Raw genomic sequence first — 19,376 nt, forward strand, 5'->3', positions numbered from 1 at the left:
TTCGGCATGGGTGCGAACACGGGTGTCGCCGCCTCCTGTTCGTGTCGAGCTCGATGGTGACCAGCTGTCAGTCGCGAGGGCTGATCTCCTGGTCCCGGTGGCGCAGCGCGGCGAGCACGTCGAACGGCGTGAGCGGGAGCGACTGCAGCGGCGTGCCGATCGCGTCCGCGACGGCACAGCCGATGACGGCGGCCACCGGGATAATGGACGGCTCCGCAACTCCCTTGGCCCCCAAGGGGCCGTAAGAGCAGGGGTTCTCCAGGATCGCGATCTCGATCGGCGGCACGTCGAGTGCGGTCGGCAGCCGGTAGGTCTCCAGGCCGCTGTCCACGACCACCCCGTCGCTGATCCGCAGGTTCTCGTAGAGGGCGTAGCCGATGCCCTGCGCCACACCCCCCTGGATCTGACCCTCGATCATCTGCGGGTTGATGGCCCGGCCGACGTCCTGCACGACCACGTAGCGGGTGACCCGTACCCGCCCGGTGTCGGGGTCGATCTCCACCTCGGCCAGGTGTGCGTGGTAGGAGGCCGCGCTGAAGTGCGTGAGCGCCGCACCCACCATGCAGCCCGCGTCGAACGGCACCGGTGGGGCGACGAACTTGCCGGCCGCCGAGATCGGTCCGGAGGACCACATCGCGGTCGCGGCGACCGCCGCGAGGCTCACCCGTCGTCCCGGGACGCCCACCACACCCACGTGGCCGTCGACCAGCTCCAGGTCCTCCGGAGAGGCCTCGAGCATCCCGCCGGCCACATCCAGCACCTGCTCGCGGACCTGCGCCGCGGCGTCGAGCGCCGCGCTGCCCGTCCCGAAGGTCGTCCGGCTGCCCTGGGCGCCGTGGTCGTAGCCCGCCGCGTCGGTGTCGGCCGGCGTGACCAGCACATCCTCGAACGGCACGCCCAGCTCGTCGGCGACGATCTGGCGAATTCCGGTCGCCACCCCGCCGGTGCCGATCTCGGCGGCCGCGCAGGTCACCGTGACGGTGCCGTCCTCGCCCAGCTTGACCGTCGCTCCGGACGGACCGGGGTTGGTGATCCAGGTCATCGGCACCACCGCCACGCCACGCAGCGGCCGGCGCGCGGCGGTCAGCTCCTCCCAAGGCGCGATCTCGTCGGCCTTGGCCAATGCCTGCTCGAGGAAGGCGTCGTCGAGTTGCTGGCCGTTGACCATCTGCTCGCCGGCCTTCAGTACGTTGCGCAGCCGCAACTCCCGCCGATCGATCCCCAGTTCCCTGGCGATGTGGTCCAGGTGCATCTCCTGGGCGAAGACGCAGTAGTTGCCGTTGACGCCCCGGAACGCAGCGGTGGGCACGGTGTTGGTGTAGACGACCTTGCTGACGTAACGGGCGCTCGGGATCCGGTAGGTTCCGCCGAGGGCGAGCGGTGCCAGGTTTGCGCACGCCACGGTCTCGCCGCTGGAGTTCGCGCCGTTGTCGCAGAGAATCACGCCCTCCTGGGCGAGGATGGTGCCGTCCTTCGCCACCGCGGTACGCAGACGCACGATGGCGTTCTCCCTCGGACCGCAGGTGGCCTGCTCTTCGGCGCGGCTGTTCACCACGCGGACCGGACGCCCTGCCTTGCGTGCCAGGACGCAGGCCATCGGCTCGAGCATCGCGTCCAGTTTGCCGCCGAATCCGCCGCCGATGGCGGGGACCACGACCCGCACGTCGGAGGGGCGGACGCCGAGCAGTTCCGCGACCCGCCCCCGCACCAGGAAGGGGAACTGGGTCGGAGTGTGCACGATGTAGCGGCCCTGCTCGTAGCGCGCGACGGCGGCGTGCGGCTCAATCGAGCACTGATGCTGGCGGGGGGTGCGGTACTCGTCCTCGACCACCAGGTGCGCCGACGCGAAAGCGGCCTCCACGTCGCCCCGTTCGACACGGGCCTCCCAGGCCAGGTTCCCGCCGCGAGGCCCGTCGAGGAAAGTCTCGTAGCTCTCCCAGTCGGGGTGGATGACCCTGGCGTCGTCGGCGAGTGACGCCTCGAGATCGTAGACCGGTTCGAGCGGGTCGACCTCCAACTCGATCGCGGCGATCGCCGCGTCGGCCTGCTCGATGGTGTCCGCGGCGACAGCGGCGATCGGCTCGCCGACGTAGCGGATCTCGTCGCGGGCGAACACCGTCTGGTCCTTGAGGACGAGCATGCCGGACAGCCCCGGGGTGTCGGCCGCGGTGGCGACCGCCCGGACCCCCGGGATCTTCTCCGCTCGGCTGGTGTCCAGCCGGGTGATCCGCGCGGCCGGCACGCTGGAGCGCAACACCCGGACCACCAGTGCGCACGGTTCGGTGTAGTCCATGCCGTAAACCGCGGTTCCGCGCACCTTGGCGTCCCCGTCCGCTCGGCGGACGCTGGTACCCACCACTGTCATCGGTGACCTCCGTCGGTTCCGGCGGCGCGCAGTGCCGCATCGACGATCTTCTGGTAGCCGGTACAGCGGCAGATGTTGCCGGTCAGGGACTGGCGCACGGTCTCCTCCGACAGGTCGCGGCTCTGCTCCAGAACCGCGGTCAGAGTCATCGCCATCCCCGGTATGCAGGCCCCGCACTGCACCCCGCCGGCGTCCAGCAGCGCGTCCTGGACGGGGCTGAGCGGGCCGTCCGCTCCGGCCAGCGACTCCACGGTGCGCACCGAACGTCCCTCCACGGCGGACCCGGGGAGCAGGCAGGACACGACGGGCTGATCGTCGAGCAGGACGGTGCAGGCGCCGCACCGTCCCTCGCCGCAGCCGGGTTTGGCTCCGGTGAGGCCGAGGTGCTCACGCAGCACCTCCAGCAGCGGCGTCAGCCCCGGGACGTCGACGTCGACGCCTCGGCCGTTGAGCGTGAACGCGTATGACACAACATCCTCCTAGACGGCAAGCTCGGCGCACGCGCGGCGCACCAGCGACGGCAGCACCTCGCGGCGGTACCAACCGGGAGCGTCAAGACCGTCCCTCGGCGTGCAGTCGGCTGCGGCCAGCCGGCCCGCTTCCTCACCGGCGGCCGCCGACGGCCGGTTGCCGACCAGCGCATCGACCGCGGCGTGCGACAGCCGCGCGACAGGTTCCACGGATCCGATCGCCACGCGCGCCGCGCTGACGACTCCGTCGGGATCGAGATCCACGCAGACGCAGACATTGGCGATGGCGTACTCACCCCCGCCGCGCACGGTCAGGCGGGCGAACGCGGAGCGACGGGTGGCCGGCGCCGCAACCAGCGCCCGCACAACGATCTCGTCCGCAGGCCGCTGAGCGCGCTCCGGCAGGTATTCGCCGAGCGGCACGGTCGCCCGGCCCCGCAGCGAGGCAGTCTCGAGCCGGGCGTCGAGAGCAAGCAGGGCAGGGACCAGATCCGCCTCCGCGAATCCGGTCGCGCCGATGTTGCCACCCAGTGTCGCCACGTTCCGCACCTGCGGGAACGCGGACTGACCCGCCGCGCCGACCAGCCCCGCCAGCGCGGCGGGCAGTTCGCGCGACGCGAGGTCGGTGTGCGTGGTGAGCGCGCCCAGCGAAACCTCCTCGCCCGATTCGGTCGCGCGCAGCTCTGCGATGCCGTTCAGCGAGACGTAGCGGGGACGCAGGTCCTCACCTCGCAAGGACGAGCGCATCACCCAGGTTCCGGCGGCCAGGGCCGCTCCGCGGTCACCGAGATCGGCCAGTGCGCGCACCGCCTCGTCGACCGAGGTGGCCGGTAGTACTTCGCAGCCTTTCGTGGTCGTACTCACCACATCACCTCGCGGTGTTGTTCGTTGTGGAGTCTCCAGCGGAGACGTGGCCAGAGCGGCGACACCCGCTGCCGCACCGAGGGGTCCGAAACCCCGCGGCTCATGGACCCATACCGATCCACTCGGCGCCGTCAGGTGAGATCTCCTTCTTCCAGATCGGCACTTCTTCCTTGAGCAACTCGATACACATCCGGGACGCCTCGAAGGCCTCTGCCCGATGCGGGGCGGATGCGGCGATGACGACGGCCGCGTCGCCGATCTCGAGTCGGCCGGTGCGATGGGCGACCGCGACGCGGACACCGGACGCGATGGACTGGCACCGGTGGATGATGTCGGCCAGGGTCTTGAGGACCATGCCGGGGTAGGCCTCGTACTCCAGGCGGGTCACCTGCTTGCCGTGGCTGTGGTCGCGCACGGTGCCGACGAACACGACGGTGCCCCCCTGCCCCGGGCCGGTGACAGCGGCCAGGACTTCGTCCGCGTTGAGGGGCTGTTCGGTGAGGCGGCAGTAGGGCTCGGCACCACCGGCCACCGGGGGGATCAGGGCGACGACGTCACCATCGGTCAGTGGCCGCTCGGGTGGCGCGAAGTCTTCGTTCACGGCCGCCTTGACGTGGCGGCGGACACCCTCCAGGCCGGGGTGCAGGTGGCACAACCGGTCGATGAGCCGGCCCAGAGTCGTTCCGTCGGTGACGGTGACGTCCTCCCGGTGGGTACCAACGAACCGTTCGCGCAGCGCACCGAAATACAGCACGCGGATCTGCATGCATGTCCTCTTCCTCTGCCCGGGAGCAGCTCTCAGCCCCCGATGGCGGACATCGGCCTGGACGGCTGGAGGAATCCCAGGTCGTCGATGCCCGCGCCCGCCTTCTTCGTCCACATCGCGGCTCTCCAGCGCTCGGCGAGCTCCTCGTCGGTGGCTCCGCCACGCAGCGGGGTGCGCAGGTCGGACTCCTCCCGCGTGAACAGGCAGTTGCGGATCTGACCGTCCGCGGTGAGCCGAGTCCGGTCGCAGGAGCCGCAGAACGGCCGGGTCACGCTGGCGATGACGCCGACCCGTGCCGGACCACCGCCCACCAGCCACGTCTCCGCCGGGGCGCTGCCACGAATCCCTTCGTCCTCCGGGGTCAGGTCGAACGCAGCCGACAGCGAGTCGAGGATCTCCGCGGCGGTCACCATGGCGTCACGGCTCCAGCCGTGCTGGGCGTCCAGCGGCATCTGCTCGATGAAACGCAGCTGGTAACCGCGCTCCAGACACCAGCGCAGCAGCTCGGGCGCCTCGTCGTCGTTGACGTCGCGCACGAGCACCGCGTTCACCTTGACCGGCCGCAGGCCCGCGGCGTCAGCCGCCGCGAGGCCTGCGACCACATCGGCCAGCCGGTCCCGCCGCGCGAGCTTGCGGAACCTCTCGGGCACCAACGTATCCAGGGAGACGTTGACGCGGTCGAGGCCCGCCTCACGCAGCGGCCGGGCGAGTCGGGGAATGCCGATGCCGTTGGTGGTCAACGAGATCTGGGGCCGCGGCTGAAGCGCGGCGACCCGGCCGATCACATCGAGCAGGTCGCGCCGCAGGAGTGGCTCGCCGCCGGTGAAGCGGACCTCCCGGACGCCGAGCCGCGTCACCGCGACGCGGATCAGTCGGACGATCTCGTCCGCGGTCAGCAGCTCGGGTTTGGGAAGCCAGTCCAGTCCCTCGGCGGGCATGCAGTATGTGCAGCGCAGGTTGCAACGATCCGTCAGCGACACCCGAAGGTCGGTCGCCACCCGACCGTAGGTGTCGATGAGCATCGGTGCCTGACCAGTGATCCGCTCCATGCGGTGCCTCGTCTCAGGTTGCGGGATGCAGGGTGTAGGACGGGAAGTTCCCGTGCAGCGGGTCGTCGGGCGCGCCGTCGGTGACCGCGCGCACGAGCAGCTCCCCTCCCACGAACGCGCCGCGCCACGAGGCTCCGTTGCCGCCGAAGACCTCCTCGCGGTCGCCGCGGGACCGCGGCTTGTTGATCCCCACCTTGAACGCCTGCAGCTGCCTGCCCAGCCGCTGGGCCGTCGCTTCGTCGTCGCAGGCGAGGGACGCGACGAGCGCTCCGTTGCTGGCGTTCATCGCGGTGAGCAGCTCGGCCTCGGTGTCCACGAGCACGATGGTGTCGACGGGGCCGAACGGTTCGGCGTGGAAGAGCGCGGACGAGCTCGGCGGGCTCAGGACCACGACCGGCGCCAGGTAGGCGGAGCGGTCCTGGCCGTCGATGAAGCGGCCGCGGCCGACGTCGCCCCGGTAGAGGGGGACACCGCCCCGGTCGAGGGTCTCCGCCACGGCGTCGTTCAGCTCTTTGACCTTGGCGGCGTTGATGAGTGGCCCGTAGTCGAGATCGGGCAGCGCATCGTCCGGTGAAGCGACCGCGAGTGGGTGCCCGAACCGGACCTCGTCCAGCACGGGCAGATAGGCCGTGAGGAAGTCGTCGAACAGCGAGCGCTGCACCACGTAGCGGGGGTAGGCGGTGCACCGCTGCTTGGCGTAGTCGAAGCTCTTGCGCAGATGACCGGACAGTGTCTTCCAGTCGCTGAACTCCCACACCCCCCAGCAGTTCAGACCTTCCTGCTCCAGGATGTGCCGCTTCCCCTGGTCGACGAGGCTCTCCACCTGGCTGCCGGCCGCACGTCCGCCGACGAACGAGACGCCGCCGATCTCCGGTGCCGCCACCAGGGCCGGGGAGAGCGTCCTCCCGGAACCGCTGACCAGCGTGATGGGCAGGACCTCGCGTGCCGCCAGCGCACAGGCCAGCGTCAGGCAGGCCAATCCGCCGTCGGTCGGCGTCTTCGCGATCACGGCGTTGCCGGCGAGCAACTGGACCAGCATGGCGTGCATCAGCACGCTCATCGGGTAGTTCCAGCTCGCGATGTTGCTGACCGGTCCGGCCAGAGGCGCGCGGCCGACGAGCATCCGGTCGATCTCCTCGACGTACCACCGCACTCCGTCGATGCAGCGGTCGACGTCATTGGTGGCCAGGCGCCACGGCTTGCCGATCTCCCACACCAGCAGCAGGGACAGCAGGTCCCGGTGGGTCTGAAGCGCGTCCAGCGCGGCCGTGATCTTGGCCTTGCGCTCCACGAGCGGCACCTGACGCCACTCGCGGTGCGCCTGCGCGGTGGCAGCGACCGCGGCGGAGGCCTCCTGAAGACTCAGAAACGGCGGCCCGGCGATCTCAGTCCCGTCAACCGCGGAGGTCGCCGGGATGGGAGCACCGTCGCGACGCCACTGGCCGCCCCATAGGTTGAGTACCCGGTCGTCGTGGAATGCCTCCGGGGCGACGGCCACGCAGCGTGCGTAGGCGTCCGCATAGGCCGTGCCGGGCTTGAGGATGAGAGACATGTGCACCTCCTCGTTCAGTGACTTCTGGTCAGGCCGGTGACAGCGAGGCCGGAGTGCGTCTTGTACTTCTTGTTGATCGAGATGAGCACCGCCGTCAGCGGTTCGAGCTGGCGGGCCAGACGCAACGCCCCGGCGTCCACTCCGATGCGGCCGGTGACCGCACGGACGAGCTCCTGCACGACGCCCTTCGCGGCCGCGTCGTCACCGCAGACGAGGACGTCCTCGTCCTTGAGGTACTCGGCGTCGCCGAGCAGGCTTACCGCGGACACGTGGTGGAAGGCCCCGACCACACGGCTGTCCGGCAACAACCCTGCGGCCTGTTCGGCGGCACTGCCGTCGCTCACCGGCAGGCCGTAGGGGCCGCGCTTGTCGAACCCCAGCGGATTGACGCAGCTGATCACGATCTTGCCGGCCAGGTGGTCGAGCAGATCTGCCACGAGCTCGGCGTGGCCGTTCCACGGAACGGCCAGCAGTACAACCTCGTTGACCGATGCGGCCGTGGCGTTGGACGTCCCGGAGACTGCCTGGTCCGCGGGAAGTCTGGCGTTGAGCTCCTGGGCCGCCTCCTGTGCCCGCTCGGGCGAGCGGGATCCGAGGAAGACCCGGTGTCCGGCGCGGGCGAACCGGTACGCCAGTCCCTTGCCCTGCGGGCCCGTGCCACCGATCACGCCGATGGAGTAAGTCTGCGACTGCATGGGTGCTCCTGGGGGTGAATGGTCCGGGTCACAGCGGCGCGAGCTTCTCGACCGGCGTCCAGTCCTCGTCCAGGCCGAAGGCCCGGGGACCAAAGACGTCCAGTGCCTCGGGGGTGCGCATGATCGCCGGCGTGGAGATGGCGATCACCCGGACGCGCTGCCCGTAGCGCAGCGCCTCGGTCGTGATCGGCGTCGCGGTCTCGGCGTCGAGCACCGATATAAGGTCCGGGACGATCGCGAGCAGCTTTCCGTCGCTGCGGGCCACCAGATGCTCGTTCTGGAAGGTGAGCTCCACCTTCGTCGCGCCGTCGAACGTCGCGATGGTCGCGGTGCCGCGGACGAACCCGTCGGCGCTGCGGCGCTCGATGTCGACGACCTTGCCCTCGAGCAGGATGCGTGCGTGCTCGTAGATGGTGCCGGACAGGTAGTCGATCAACGCCTGGAACGGATCTTGCTGGCTCTCCCTGGCTTCCCGGATCACCCTGCCGAGCCGGAGGGCCAGCGTCATGGTCCCCGGGATCGCGGTGCGCTTCACGTCGGTGCCGCTCATGGGATATTCGGCGATGTAGGAGACGCCGCCCATCCGAATCGTCACTCCGCGCGCGAACCACTCCATGCTGCGGTTGTCATCGCCGGTGTCGATGATCGTCACGTTCTGGCGCTCGTCGCAGATCGCCATCGGTGAGCCCGCGACCCCGTACACCCCGAAGGTCTCCATCTGCAGCTCGGGGAAGGCGCGTCCCATCCCGTCGCCGTCGACGATCGACAGCCCGGTGCGCGCCGCGACCAGCAGCGGAACCATCGAGTTCAGGCCGCCGCACTCCATCGGAATGATGGCGTCGGCCTTCCTGCCGAGATGCCGTTCCAGCCGGCGCAGTGCCGTCACCGGCTCGTCCCCGCCGGGGATCTTCTCGATGACGACGGTCGGTGCGCCCATGAAGGCGCTGGCGATGACCAGCGCCTCGTCGTCGACCTCGTCCGGCTCGATCAGCCGGATGGTGCGGCCGCGCCGCAGTTCCTCGGCCACCAGCAGGGTCCCGATGTAGGGATCTCCGCCGCCCCCGGTCCCCAGCAGGGCGGCGCCCCGCGCCAGGTCTTCCAAGTCGTCGAGCTCAAGCGTGTATGCCATGTCTCCCTCTGTCCTTTCGATCGCCCGATACCGCACCGCCTCACCGGGCGAGGACGAGATCTCCCACTGCCTTGACCCGGATCCGTGTCGCGTTGCCCGGCAGGTAGGCCAGGGGAACTTCGTCGACATCCACGATCTGCACCGACGAGCGGCTCGCACCGGCCGACACCGCCTTGTCGACGGCCTCCTGCTTGGCATCGTCGAGCACGGCGTCCCGCTGGCCGGGCTGGATCGAGTACATGCGGTCGACCTCGCCGCCCACCTGCGCGATCGCCGCGCCGATCGCGTTGGCGGTGGCGAAGAACTCCGGCCGCCGCACCTCACCTACGCCGGGAAGGCTCTCCGGGACGAGGATGCTGCCGCCGCCGACGGCCACCACGGCGATGGGCTCGGAGCTGGTGCGCACCCGGTCCACCACGTTGGTCATGTCCTCGGAGATCCGCTGCAGCACGGCGTCGATGAACGTCCGGTCCAGATGACGGACCAGGCTCCGGTCCCCGATGTCGGCGATCCCGGCGGCCACCGCGATATCGGTGCAGGTCAACGTGTCGCCCCCGAACACCAGCGCCTTCTCGGTCAGCCGGTAGCCGACGCTGTCGGGGCCGACGCCGAACGGCTCGGACCGTATGCGGCTGCCTCCGCCGATACCGATCGAGAGGACGTCGGGCATACGGAAGTTGGTGCGGATGCCGCTCACGCTGACCTCGGTCGAGGCTTCGTGCGGGAAGCCGTTGCGGAGCATGCCCACGTCCGTCGTGGTACCGCCGACGTCCACCACGGCGCAGTCGCGCAGGCCCGACAGAAAGGCCGCGCCGCGCATCGAGTTGGTCGGTCCGGAAGCGAAGGTGGCGACCGGGTAGCGGCGCGCGTAGTCGACGTCCATGAGCGTGCCGTCGTTCTGGCTGAGGAACAGGGGCGCGTCGATCCCCGCGCCGCTCACGGCCTCGGCCAGGCCGCGGCAGATGTGGTCGGCGAGTTCGCTCAGGCAGGCGTTGATGATGGTGGCGTTCTCACGCTCCAGCAGGCCCATACGCCCGATCTCGTGGGACAGGCTCAGCGACGCCCCGGGAAGGAGCTCCTTGAGGATTTCGGCGGCCTCACGTTCGCACTCCTCGTTCACCGGGGAGTACACCGATGAGATCGCGATGCTGCGCACTCCCTGCGCGGCGATCTCCTCGGCCACCCTGGCCAGCTCGTCGCAGTTCATGGGAGCGATCCGCCGCCCGTCGATCTCGTGCCCGCCGTGGCACATGTAGGCCCGGCCGTCGATCGCCCGCACCAGGCGCTCGGGCCAGCTCGACATCGGGGGCAGGGCGGCGGTCGCCGGCAGCCCCAGCCGGATGGCGGCCGTCGGGGCGAGGCGGTTTCCCTCCACGATCGCATTGATGAAATGCGTCGTGCCGATCATGACGCCCTGGATCGCCGATGGTTCGTATTGCGTGCCCGACAGGAGGGTCTTCACAGCCTCGGCGATGCCCGTCGTCACATCTTCGGTGGTTGCAATCTTGGTATGCGCGCACACCCGATCGCCGTCCATGAGGACCGCGTCGGTATTTGTTCCACCTACGTCAATGCCAATGCGCATCGGCTCTCCATTGTTGTGTCCATCAGACCTCGACCTCGTGCCTTGTCCGTAGCCGCAGCCTCGCGGCTTGTCCGCGAACGAACGCATATACCGACGGCCTGAATTGACCTTAGATTCGGCGCGCCGACGGGTCATTGTGCTTTCTGCGACCAGTGAAGCCGGAAATTGTGCAACTCGCCCGACGCGGCCTGCCGGCCAGCGGCGTCACGCAGAGTGAGAGGTTGTCGGCGGCATGCCCGCGACCACGCGGGGCGCTGCTTCGGCCGGGCTGCGGAGCCATCCTTGCGAGATGCACAAGATCTCGCGAGGAATTGTGGGAAGCACCGAAGACCAGCAGGTCCGGCGGCCCCTAACTTTCCGGGACATGGGGCCGGGGCACCTCCCCGGCCACCGCTGATCCCCTTCGGCGTCTGTCCCCGGCCCCCTCACTTCAGGAGGAGCGATGCTTGAGCAACCTGCGATGCGGCACCCACGGGTGGGCGTGCGATGAGCGCCGCGACTGACATGCCGGTGGGACTGGTCCTCGGAAGCCACATGCCCGCCAAGGACATCGTGGCGATGGCCCGCCAGGCCGAAGATCTCGGTTTCGGAGAAATGTGGTTCTCCGAGGACTGTTTCTTCTCCGGTGGAATTGCCGGAGCCGCCGCGGCGCTTGCCGGGACCAACCACTTGCCGCTCGGTCTCGGAATCGTCTCCGCGGTGACTCGGCACCCCGCGATCCTGGCCATGGAACTCGCCACTCTCGACGTACTGTTTCCGGGCCGCATTTATGGCGGCATTGGGCACGGCGTGCCTGCCTGGCTGGACCAGATGGGCCTCATGTCGCCAGCGCCGTTGAAAACCCTCCGCCAATGCGTGACCGCGGTCAGGCAGCTGCTCGACGGCAAATCGCTCACCGAAGAGGGACATTTCAAGTTCGACAACATTGAGCTGACGTACCCGGCGGCCACCCGCGTGCCGCTCTACACCGGGGTGGTGAACGAGAAGGGGCTGCGGGTGTCGGGCGCTGTCGCCGACGGCACGATCCTGTCGGTCCTGGCCAGCCCGGCCTACGTCGAGTGGGCCAGGGCCCGGATCACCGAAGGCGCCGAAAAGGCCCAGCGCACCGACCCGCACCGGCTGGTGACCTACACGCTCTTCTCGGTCAACTCCGATTCCAAGGTCGCCAGGGCCGCGGTGCGGGAATCCATCGCCTTCTACCTCGCGGCGATGCCCAACAGCGCCCTGTCGCAGGTGTACGGGATCCAGGACGAGCTCAATGAGCTGCTGGCGGACGGCGGAGCCGAAGCCGTCGCGCGGGACATGCCCGACGCCTGGGTCGACGACCTGGCGGTCGCCGGCGACCCCGACGAATGCGCCGAGAAGCTGCGCCGTCTGCTCGATGCGGGCTCCGACTCCATCGGGCTGTGGTTGTTCCCGGCGGACCAGGCCGGCGAGGTCGCCCAGCTCACTGCCCGCGAAGTACTCCCCCGGCTCTGACGAAAGGACCCTCATGCCGTACCGTGTCTTCTTCCTCAACAAGCTCCGCGAAGGTGTCGACCCGGTCGACTACGAGAGCTGGATCCGGCGCACCGACTACCCCGTCGCTCGCGCGAACCCGGCGATCCAGCGCTACGACGTCACCAGGCTCGAGTCGACGCTGGACGACGGCTCCCCCTCCTACGACTACCTCGAGGTGCTGGAGGTCGTCGGAATCGAGGAGTACCGACAGGCGCTGGACACGCCGGAGTTCAAGCAACTCCTCAGCGAATGGTCGGAGTTCATCGCCTCCTCCGAGGCGGTCCACGGTGGAGTGATCGAGTGACCGGCCGCCGCTCGGCGGCCCCTCGGCACATGGAAGCGACCCATGCGTGACGTCCTGCACGCCATCTCCGGCTGGTACGACTCCGGGGAGCGGTTCGCACTCGGCACCGTGGTTCATACCTCCCGCAGCGCGCCCCGCGGCCCCGGAGCGACCATGGCCGTCTCCGGCGCCGGCGAGGTGGTGGGCAGCGTGTCGGGCGGCTGCGTCGAGGGCGCCGTGTACGAAGCCGCCCAACTCGCCGTCCAGATCGGAGAACCGGCGCTCGAGAAGTACGGAGTGAGCGACGACGACGCCTTCGCTGTCGGCCTCACCTGCGGCGGGATCATCCACGTCTTCGTGGAGCCGGTCGACCGGACGACGTTCCCGCAGTTCGGGGAGGTCGTCGCGTCGATCGAGCGGAGCGAGCCGGTCGCGGTGGCGACCGTGGTCGACGGCCACGGCCAAATCGGCGCCCGCCGCGTACTGTGGCCGGACCACGCTTCCGGATCACTCGGCGACAAGCGGCTCGACCACGCGGTCACCGAGGACGCCCGCGCCATGCTGGCCCAGGCGCAGACCGGCATTCGGCACTACGGGCTGCACGGGGAGCGACGTCACGACGAAGTGTCGGTGTTCTTGCAGTCCTACACGCCCGCTCCCAGGATGCTGGTGTTCGGCGCGATCGACTTCGCCTCCGCGGTGGCCAGAATCGGAGTCTTCCTCGGTTACCACGTCACCGTGTGCGACGCCAGACCGGTGTTCGCCACGCGCAGGCGGTTCCCCGAGGCTCATGAGGTGGTCTGCGAGTGGCCGCACCGGTACCTGGCCCGGACGGCTGTCGATGAGCGCACAGTGATCTGCGTGCTCACCCACGACCCCAAGTTCGACGTACCGCTGCTCCAAGTCGCCCTCGGGACGCGAGCCGCCTACATCGGTGTGATGGGCAGCAGACGGACCCACCGCGACCGGATCGACCGGCTCCGGGAGCAAGGGGTCACCGGCGACGAGTTGCAGCGGCTCGCATCGCCGATCGGTCTGGACATCGGTTCGCACACCCCGGAGGAAACCGCGATATCCATCGCGGCGGAGATCATCCAGACCCGCACGGGTGGAACCGGCGAGCGACTGTCGAGGACCGACGGACCCATTCACCACGCAAGTGCCCGACCGACCGCATCACTGGCAGAGGCAGATCTCAGGGAGTGATCCATGCAGCTCGAAAACACGTTTACCGTACCCCTGCCCGCTGACCAGGCCTGGCCGGTCCTGCTCGAAGTCGAGCGGGTGGTGGCGTGCGTACCCGGGGCGACGCTGGACTCAGTCGACGGCGATGACATCACGGCCCGGATGCGTGTGAAGCTCGGTCCGATCATGATGACTTACCGGGGCCGGGCCCGTTTCGTGGAGAGGGACGAGGCCGCTCGCCGCGTCGTCATCGAGGCGTCCGGAAAGGACAGCAAGGGCGCCGGGACCGTGAGCGCGACGGTGCAGGCGTCCCTGTACGACCACGGCAACGAGACCGAGGTCCGTGTAGTCACCGTGCTCAAGCTGACCGGGAAGCCGGCGCAGTTCGGTCGCGGCGCCATACAGGATGTGTCGTCAACGCTCATCGACCGGTTCGCCCAGGCCCTGTCCGCCGAGTTCACTACCTCTGGGCCGCAAGGCCGGACAGACTCGCAAGGCCAGACAGACTCCCACCAGGGTGGTGTGTCGCAGACCCCCACACCGGTGTCCAACGGCAGCGGCGTTGCGGCCAAGCTCACGGCTCCCGCCGCCCCTGGGACTCACCTCCGTGCCGCGGACGACCACTTGGACCTGCTCGATGCGGTCGGTCCCGTGGCGAGGCGGATCGTGCCCAGGGTTGCCGGCGTGGCACTGCTCATCGCCCTCCTGGCATTCCTGGGCTGGTACTTCACCAGCAATTGACCGGTCAGCGCAGGCCAGTCAACTGCTGGTGAGTCCGCAGGTGGGTCCGGCCGTGGTTCATCGCCGCCCCGGTGGCGCTGTCGCCCGATGCTACGGGCTGAGGTACGGGTTCTCGGGGTGGGGTGGGGACGGAGGAACGGTCTGTGCGTGGGGAGGCCAGGAGGATCGGCGTGGTGAAGCTTCCCCTTGATCGTGGACACCTGGAGACAGGGGCGTGTGATCTCTTGAGCCGGGCGAGCTGGACCGTGGTGATGAACGAGACCGCTCGGGATTTACCTCGCCTTGTTCGGCGGCGTGAGCCTTGAGTGCGCACACGGCTTGATAGACGGTGACGCGTAGATCTCCTGGCAGACGAGCTCGGGGGTCTTGGAGCGCAGGATGAAGCTGGCGCCCCGCAGGCGGTTTTTGAGCTCGGCGAGACCGTTCTCGATCTCCCGGCGTTCGTGGTAGAGCTGGTCCAACTGCCGTGCGGGCGCGTGCCGGTGATCCAGGGGACTGGTCGCCAGGCGAAACTTCTCCGCCTGCGCCGGCCGGTCCTGGGGCCGGTGCGCCGGGCAGGCAGGCGGCGCCAGTGGGCCGCATCGACGCTCGAAGAGCGCCTGCAGCGGTTTGCCGCCCAGACGCTGACGGGCCCTGATGAGCGTTGAGCTGGCTGCCGCTGCACGAATCCGCCCGGCAGGTGCCGCAGCTTCTCGGTCAAGACCGCAGGACCACCCTGTATCCGGGAGACCGGCACCTGTCCGAGCTGCGGAACAGACACAGCGCCAGAACGAAGTACTGACCCATCGCTGGGCGAACTCGGCTGGGGCAAGCGTGCCCAGGGCGGAATGGGGACGGTAGTTGTTGTATTCCTCTCGCCAGTCGGCGACAAGGACCTGGGCTTTCAGCAGGGTGTCAAACGTCCGCGTCGATCGAATAAGCGACCAGGTCGGCGAGTGACTCGTGGGTGAACTCGTCCACCACATGCAAGATCTTGACGGTGCGCCCCACAGCGGTGACATCGACCTGGTAGTCCAGCGCCCACACGTGGTCCGGGCGCTCGGCGCGCGGCCGGGGCGACGGACTCGCCCAGGCGCCGGCGCTTGCTCCGCTTCGCCGGGACGCGCAGGCCCTCCTCCCGCCACAGCCGCTGGATCTTCTTGCGGTTCACCACAAGCTCTTCCCGCACCAGCACGGCATGCGCCCGCCGGTATCCCCACCGGGGATGAGCACGCGCGAACCGGCGCAGCCACTCCCGCAGATCGGAGTCCGGCTCAGCGTCGGCCGGCTGGTAGCGCTGGGTGGAACGGGGCCGGCCCACGATCCGGCACGCCCGCCGCTGCGACAATCCGAGCCGTTCTTGCAGCATGGCCACGGCCCGGCGGCGCCGCGACGGGCTCACCAATTTCCTTTGGCGATCTCCCGCAGCGCATCAATCTCCAACTCTTTGTCGGCGACGATTTGCTTCCGCCGGGCGTTCTCGGCCTCCAACTCCTTCAGCCGCTTGACGTCGTCAGCCTTCATGCCACCGAACTGAGCCCGCCACCGGTGACAGGACGCCTCGGAGATCTCCAGGCGCCGAGCCACATCCGCGACCTCACCGCCTTCAGCCAGGTCACCTGCGGAAACTTCCTGGCTCACCGGCATTGCAAATCAAACGCACCGCTCGCTTGTTTACTCAAGGACCGGACAGCCCACCTCGCGAAAGCGCGAGGTCGCGGTGTTGCCCCTCATCCGACTGATCCGGACAACTCCTCTTCAAATCCGCGTAGCCGATCAGGAACAGCGCCTCGGTGAGCGAGAGCCGCTCCAACTCCTGAGGCGACACGCTCTCGTTCACTCCGTGGATCTGCGCCTTCGGCTCGCTCAGGCCGATCAATAGGATCTCTGCCTTCGGGTAAAGCGAGGCCAGTGTGTTGCACAGCGGGATTGAGAAGCCTTGTCCTGCGATTTGCATCTCGTCTCCCGGGTAGGCGACCCGTATGGCCTCCGCCATCGACGTGTATGCCGGGCTGGTGGTGTCCACCTGGAACGGCTGCCCCTGGCCAACCTGCTCCACCGCGACCCGCGCACCCCAAGGGACCTTGGCCTCGAGGTGCGCGGTCAGCAGTGCGGCGGCCTCAACCACTTCCGTCCCTGGCGGGACCCTCAGGCTGACCAGTGCGCATGCGAACGCCTGAATGGACGCCGTGGCGCCGGTCACCGGCGGGCAGTCGATGCCGAGCACAGTGACGGACGGCCGCGCCCATAGACGGTCCGCGATCGTTCCGCTACCCGTCAGTGCCACCCCTTCGAGAACTCCGGCGTCCCGCCGGAAGTTCTGCTCCTGGTACTGCAGCCCCTCCCACACTCCGTCCGCGGCCAGTCCTTCCACGGTCGTCGAGCCGTCCTCGTCCCGCAGCGAGTCAAGGACGCGGATCAGCGCGGCGAGCGCGTCGGGCGCGGCTCCACCGAACTGGCCTGAGTGGAGGTTGTCCTCAAGGGTGTTCACCTCTACGCGCATCAACGCCATGCCGCGCAGAGTCGCGGTGACTGTCGGCAGCCCGGCACGGAGGTTGCCGGCGTCACCGATGACGATCGTGTCGGCCGAAAGAAGCTCCGGGTGCTGCTCGGCGTACTGCTGCAGGCCTCCGGTGCCCTGCTCCTCCGAGCCTTCTACGACAACCTTGACACCAACCGGTATCCCGCCGTTGGCCCTGAGTGCACGCAGCGCGAGCATGTGCATGATCAGGCCGCCCTTGCAGTCGGCCGCGCCACGCCCGTACCAGCGCCCGTCGCGCTCAGTAAGCTCGAACGGGGGCGAGAGCCAGGCGGACTCGTCAAGTGGTGGCTGCACATCGTAGTGGGCGTAAAGCAGCACGGTCGGGGCATCCGCAGGGCCGGGAAGACACCCGTATACGGACTGAGTACCGTCCGGGGTGTCCAACAGCGCGACGTCCCTGAACCCCTCCGCGCGGAGCAGGTCGGCGACCCACTTCGCGGCGGCCTCGCACTCGCTCTTCGGGAACTGGGCGGGGTCGGCCACGGACCGGAATGCAACCAGTTCGGCGAGCTCAGTCCTGGCGCGCGGCATCAGCGACGCGATGGTCTCGGCCAGCGCGGTCGCGGGCGAAGGGGTGGTCATCGATAACTCCTCGTGGATACAACAGGGTTACGCGGGGCACGGCCGCAATGGCTGGGAGCGCGGCGCGTCTTTGGGCCGCCTTGCGGGACGTCGTGGTGGTCGGGGATCCGCCGACATGCGGGCGGCGTGCACGGCAGTCGTGCCCCGACGGCGGACGCTGTTCCCGGAAGGAAAAGCTGCCCCGCCACAGGACACGGCGGCGGCCACACCACGGGCTCCTCACCTGGCGCGCTCCCGCCCGGCTGCCACGTCCCATGGCCCGAGCATGGTGGTGCTGGCGCCGGCCCGTTCCGCCTTTCCGCCTTGGCGCATCTGGATGATTTCCGCAGCGATGGACGCAGCCGTCTCCTCGGGTGTGCTCGATCCGACGTGAGGAAGAAGACGCGGTGTGTCATCAGAGTCCTTGTTTTCTGAGCCGGGCAAGACGTCGCCGGAGTCAGACCCTGCGACAAGAAGGCGGCCCAGCTTTTCCGCGCACTCGTCGGGATCACCCGCAATGGCCAGATCGTCGCCCCAGGATTCGGGCATCGCCTTCACCAGCCCCCAGCCGAGGAAGCTGAGCCGAGGAGGACGACGTCCAGTTCGACACCGGGCTCGACCGCCGTGGTGTCCTCCGGGATCACGATCAGTGCGTCCGCGCGCGCCAGGGCGGCGACCAGATGCGACCCGGCTCCCCCGACGGGAGTGACGCGGCCGACCGCCTCGCCCTGCGAGGGCGGCTCGTTCCTGCCGCGCAGGAACTGCCGCTTACCGGCCGGCGAAGTGAGCGGCTCGCTGATCTCGAGGCGGGCCCGGACCATCCTGCACTCACGCGGTTCCAGCCCCATGAGGGCGCGGATCGCGGGGCGGACGAACAGCTCGAAGGAGACGTAGGAGCTGACCGGGTTGCCGGGGAGGGCGAGCAACGGGGTGCGGTCGGGGCCGATGCGGCCGAAGCCCTGCGGCTTGCCCGGCTGCATAGCGATCTTGCGGAACTCGACCCGGCCCTCCGCGACGGAGGAGCCCTCGTCCGCACGCCCGCCGAACTCCGAGAGCGTCTCCTTCACCACGTCGTACGCGCCGACGCTGACACCGCCGCTGGTGACGACGAGGTCGGCGCGGGCCAGCTGGTCCTCAAGGGTGGTGCGCAGCGTCTCGGCGTCGTCGGCGATGGCTCCGACGCGGTAGGCGATGGCACCGGCGTCCCGGGCGGCGGCGGTGAGCGCGAAGCTGTTGGAGTCGTAGATGCTGCCGGGGGTCAGCTCCTCGCCAGGCTGGATGAGCTCGCTGCCGGTGGACATGACGACCACGCGCGGGCGCGGACGGACCCGGACGGTACTGCGGCCGATGGCCGCGAGCAGTCCGATCTGGGGCGGGCCGAGGACCGTACCGGCTTCCAGGGCGAGGTCTCCGGCCTGCACGTCGCTGCCGCGGAGGCGGATGTGCTGCCCGGCCTCGGCGGCGCGGTGGACCCGGACCTCACCGCCGGCGCCCTCGGGAGCGGAGGAGTGGAAGCGCATGGTGGTGGCGGGCCGTCGGCCCGTACCGCCGTCGGTCCACTCGACCGGAACGACGGCCTCGGCGCCGGGCGGCAGCGGGGCGCCCGTCATGATGCGGGCGGCCTCGCCGGGGCCGACGGTCGGCAGCTCGCCGCTGCCCGCGGCGAGGTCTCCGATGACGGTGAGGACGGCCGGGTACTCCTCGGAGGCGCCCTGCACATCGGCGGTACGCACCACGTAGCCGTCCATGGAGCTGTTGTCGAACGGCGGCAGCGCGACCGGGACCGTGACATCCTCGGTGAGGACACAGCCCTGGGCGTCGAGGAGGCGCAGCTCGCGGGGCTCCAGCGGGCGGATGTGCGCGAGTATGTCGTCGAGGTGCTCCGCCACGGACCAGATCCGGCTCGCGGCGGCAGCCTCCCGGGTCAGTGCGTCGCCGACCGGGGCCGCCGCGCCGTGGTAGGTGCTGCGGGATCCGCCCGACGCGGCGGTCTGTTCGGTACTGCTCAAGATGCTACATCTCCTCCGTGACGTAACTGCGGAGCAGGTCCGGAAGTCCGGGCCCAGATCTTCACGTTCGGGCGTCTGACAATGGCACGCAGGTAGTCGCC

19 protein-coding genes and 2 pseudogenes are annotated in these 19,376 nt (G+C 69.2%); 4 read left to right on the forward strand and 17 right to left on the reverse strand.

The window, feature by feature from the left end; genetic code table 11:
• Positions 1–67 precede the first annotated feature (67 nt).
• The 9 genes from BZY54_RS24490 to BZY54_RS24530 all read right to left on the reverse strand — a co-directional run bounded on the left by BZY54_RS24490 (position 68) and on the right by BZY54_RS24530 (position 10,610).
• On the reverse strand, positions 68–2,365 hold the full coding sequence (locus tag BZY54_RS24490; protein WP_086727494.1) for a xanthine dehydrogenase family protein molybdopterin-binding subunit: 2,298 nt from the start codon (positions 2,363–2,365) through the stop codon (positions 68–70).
• Positions 2,362–2,835, reverse strand: coding sequence for a (2Fe-2S)-binding protein (locus BZY54_RS24495; RefSeq protein ID WP_086727495.1), 474 nt, complete (start codon positions 2,833–2,835; stop codon positions 2,362–2,364). Before BZY54_RS24495 ends, BZY54_RS24490 begins: the two co-directional genes overlap by 4 nt.
• A gap of 9 nt (positions 2,836–2,844) precedes the next feature.
• Positions 2,845–3,699 carry an FAD binding domain-containing protein gene (locus BZY54_RS24500; RefSeq protein WP_158103908.1) on the reverse strand — a complete coding sequence of 285 codons (855 nt, stop codon included), beginning with the start codon at positions 3,697–3,699 and terminating at the stop codon, positions 2,845–2,847.
• A gap of 100 nt (positions 3,700–3,799) precedes the next feature.
• Complete coding sequence (locus BZY54_RS24505; RefSeq protein WP_086727497.1) at positions 3,800–4,465, reverse strand: molybdenum cofactor biosynthesis protein; 666 nt, start codon at positions 4,463–4,465, stop codon at positions 3,800–3,802.
• Between the two features lie 32 nt (positions 4,466–4,497).
• Positions 4,498–5,487, reverse strand: coding sequence for a GTP 3',8-cyclase MoaA (gene moaA / locus BZY54_RS24510; RefSeq protein WP_244217317.1), 990 nt, complete (start codon positions 5,485–5,487; stop codon positions 4,498–4,500).
• Between the two features lie 40 nt (positions 5,488–5,527).
• On the reverse strand, positions 5,528–7,066 hold the full coding sequence (locus BZY54_RS24515) for an aldehyde dehydrogenase family protein (RefSeq protein ID WP_086727499.1): 1,539 nt from the start codon (positions 7,064–7,066) through the stop codon (positions 5,528–5,530).
• A gap of 14 nt (positions 7,067–7,080) precedes the next feature.
• A complete protein-coding gene (gene npdG / locus BZY54_RS24520) occupies positions 7,081–7,761 on the reverse strand; it encodes an NADPH-dependent F420 reductase (RefSeq protein WP_086727500.1) in 681 nt (226 codons plus the stop codon).
• 28 nt (positions 7,762–7,789) lie between these two features.
• A complete protein-coding gene (locus BZY54_RS24525; protein WP_086727501.1) occupies positions 7,790–8,890 on the reverse strand; it encodes a DUF917 domain-containing protein in 1,101 nt (366 codons plus the stop codon).
• 40 nt (positions 8,891–8,930) lie between these two features.
• Positions 8,931–10,610, reverse strand: coding sequence for a hydantoinase/oxoprolinase family protein (locus BZY54_RS24530; RefSeq protein ID WP_244217315.1), 1,680 nt, complete (start codon positions 10,608–10,610; stop codon positions 8,931–8,933).
• A gap of 351 nt (positions 10,611–10,961) precedes the next feature.
• On the opposite strand from BZY54_RS24530, the gene BZY54_RS24535 reads away from it, so the two are divergent.
• From BZY54_RS24535 to BZY54_RS24550, 4 genes are read left to right on the forward strand one after another with little or no spacing between them, the layout of a single operon-like run.
• On the forward strand, positions 10,962–11,954 hold the full coding sequence (locus tag BZY54_RS24535) for an LLM class flavin-dependent oxidoreductase (protein WP_086727503.1): 993 nt from the start codon (positions 10,962–10,964) through the stop codon (positions 11,952–11,954).
• Between the two features lie 13 nt (positions 11,955–11,967).
• Positions 11,968–12,279 carry a hypothetical protein gene (locus BZY54_RS24540; RefSeq protein ID WP_158103909.1) on the forward strand — a complete coding sequence of 104 codons (312 nt, stop codon included), beginning with the start codon at positions 11,968–11,970 and terminating at the stop codon, positions 12,277–12,279.
• Between the two features lie 42 nt (positions 12,280–12,321).
• Positions 12,322–13,464 (forward strand): XdhC family protein, encoded by a 1,143-nt coding sequence (locus tag BZY54_RS24545; protein WP_086727505.1) that lies wholly within the window; start codon positions 12,322–12,324, stop codon positions 13,462–13,464.
• A gap of 3 nt (positions 13,465–13,467) precedes the next feature.
• A complete protein-coding gene (locus tag BZY54_RS24550) occupies positions 13,468–14,184 on the forward strand; it encodes an SRPBCC family protein (RefSeq protein ID WP_086727506.1) in 717 nt (238 codons plus the stop codon).
• Positions 14,185–14,456: 272 nt separating this feature from the next.
• Here BZY54_RS24550 and BZY54_RS51700 read toward each other — a convergent pair whose 3' ends face one another.
• The 8 genes and pseudogenes from BZY54_RS51700 to glp form a co-directional block, all read right to left on the reverse strand.
• Positions 14,457–14,645: a hypothetical protein gene (locus BZY54_RS51700; protein ID WP_167414055.1), complete on the reverse strand. Its 189-nt coding sequence runs from the start codon at positions 14,643–14,645 to the stop codon at positions 14,457–14,459.
• Positions 14,646–15,035: 390 nt separating this feature from the next.
• A pseudogene (locus BZY54_RS55520) lies at positions 15,036–15,101 on the reverse strand (hypothetical protein); the annotation flags it as partial.
• Positions 15,079–15,210: a hypothetical protein gene (locus tag BZY54_RS55525; RefSeq protein WP_425276310.1), complete on the reverse strand. Its 132-nt coding sequence runs from the start codon at positions 15,208–15,210 to the stop codon at positions 15,079–15,081. The gene BZY54_RS55525 and the pseudogene BZY54_RS55520, both read right to left, overlap by 23 nt.
• 70 nt (positions 15,211–15,280) lie before the next feature.
• Positions 15,281–15,532, reverse strand: a pseudogene (locus BZY54_RS55530) (IS3 family transposase); the annotation flags it as partial.
• Positions 15,533–15,561: 29 nt separating this feature from the next.
• The gene (locus tag BZY54_RS55535) at positions 15,562–15,804 is read right to left on the reverse strand and encodes a transposase (RefSeq protein ID WP_425276309.1); all 243 of its coding nucleotides are present in this window, start codon (positions 15,802–15,804) and stop codon (positions 15,562–15,564) included.
• Between the two features lie 37 nt (positions 15,805–15,841).
• The gene (locus tag BZY54_RS24560; RefSeq protein ID WP_086727507.1) at positions 15,842–17,287 is read right to left on the reverse strand and encodes a dipeptidase; all 1,446 of its coding nucleotides are present in this window, start codon (positions 17,285–17,287) and stop codon (positions 15,842–15,844) included.
• Between the two features lie 219 nt (positions 17,288–17,506).
• On the reverse strand, positions 17,507–17,824 hold the full coding sequence (locus BZY54_RS50340; protein ID WP_143668108.1) for a hypothetical protein: 318 nt from the start codon (positions 17,822–17,824) through the stop codon (positions 17,507–17,509).
• Positions 17,821–19,194 carry a molybdotransferase-like divisome protein Glp gene (glp, locus tag BZY54_RS24565; RefSeq protein ID WP_086727508.1) on the reverse strand — a complete coding sequence of 458 codons (1,374 nt, stop codon included), beginning with the start codon at positions 19,192–19,194 and terminating at the stop codon, positions 17,821–17,823. Before glp ends, BZY54_RS50340 begins: the two co-directional genes overlap by 4 nt.
• Positions 19,195–19,376: the final 182 nt, after the last annotated feature.

This window comes from Streptomyces carpinensis, assembly GCF_002154505.1.
Taxonomy (GTDB): domain Bacteria; phylum Actinomycetota; class Actinomycetes; order Streptomycetales; family Streptomycetaceae; genus Streptomyces; species Streptomyces carpinensis.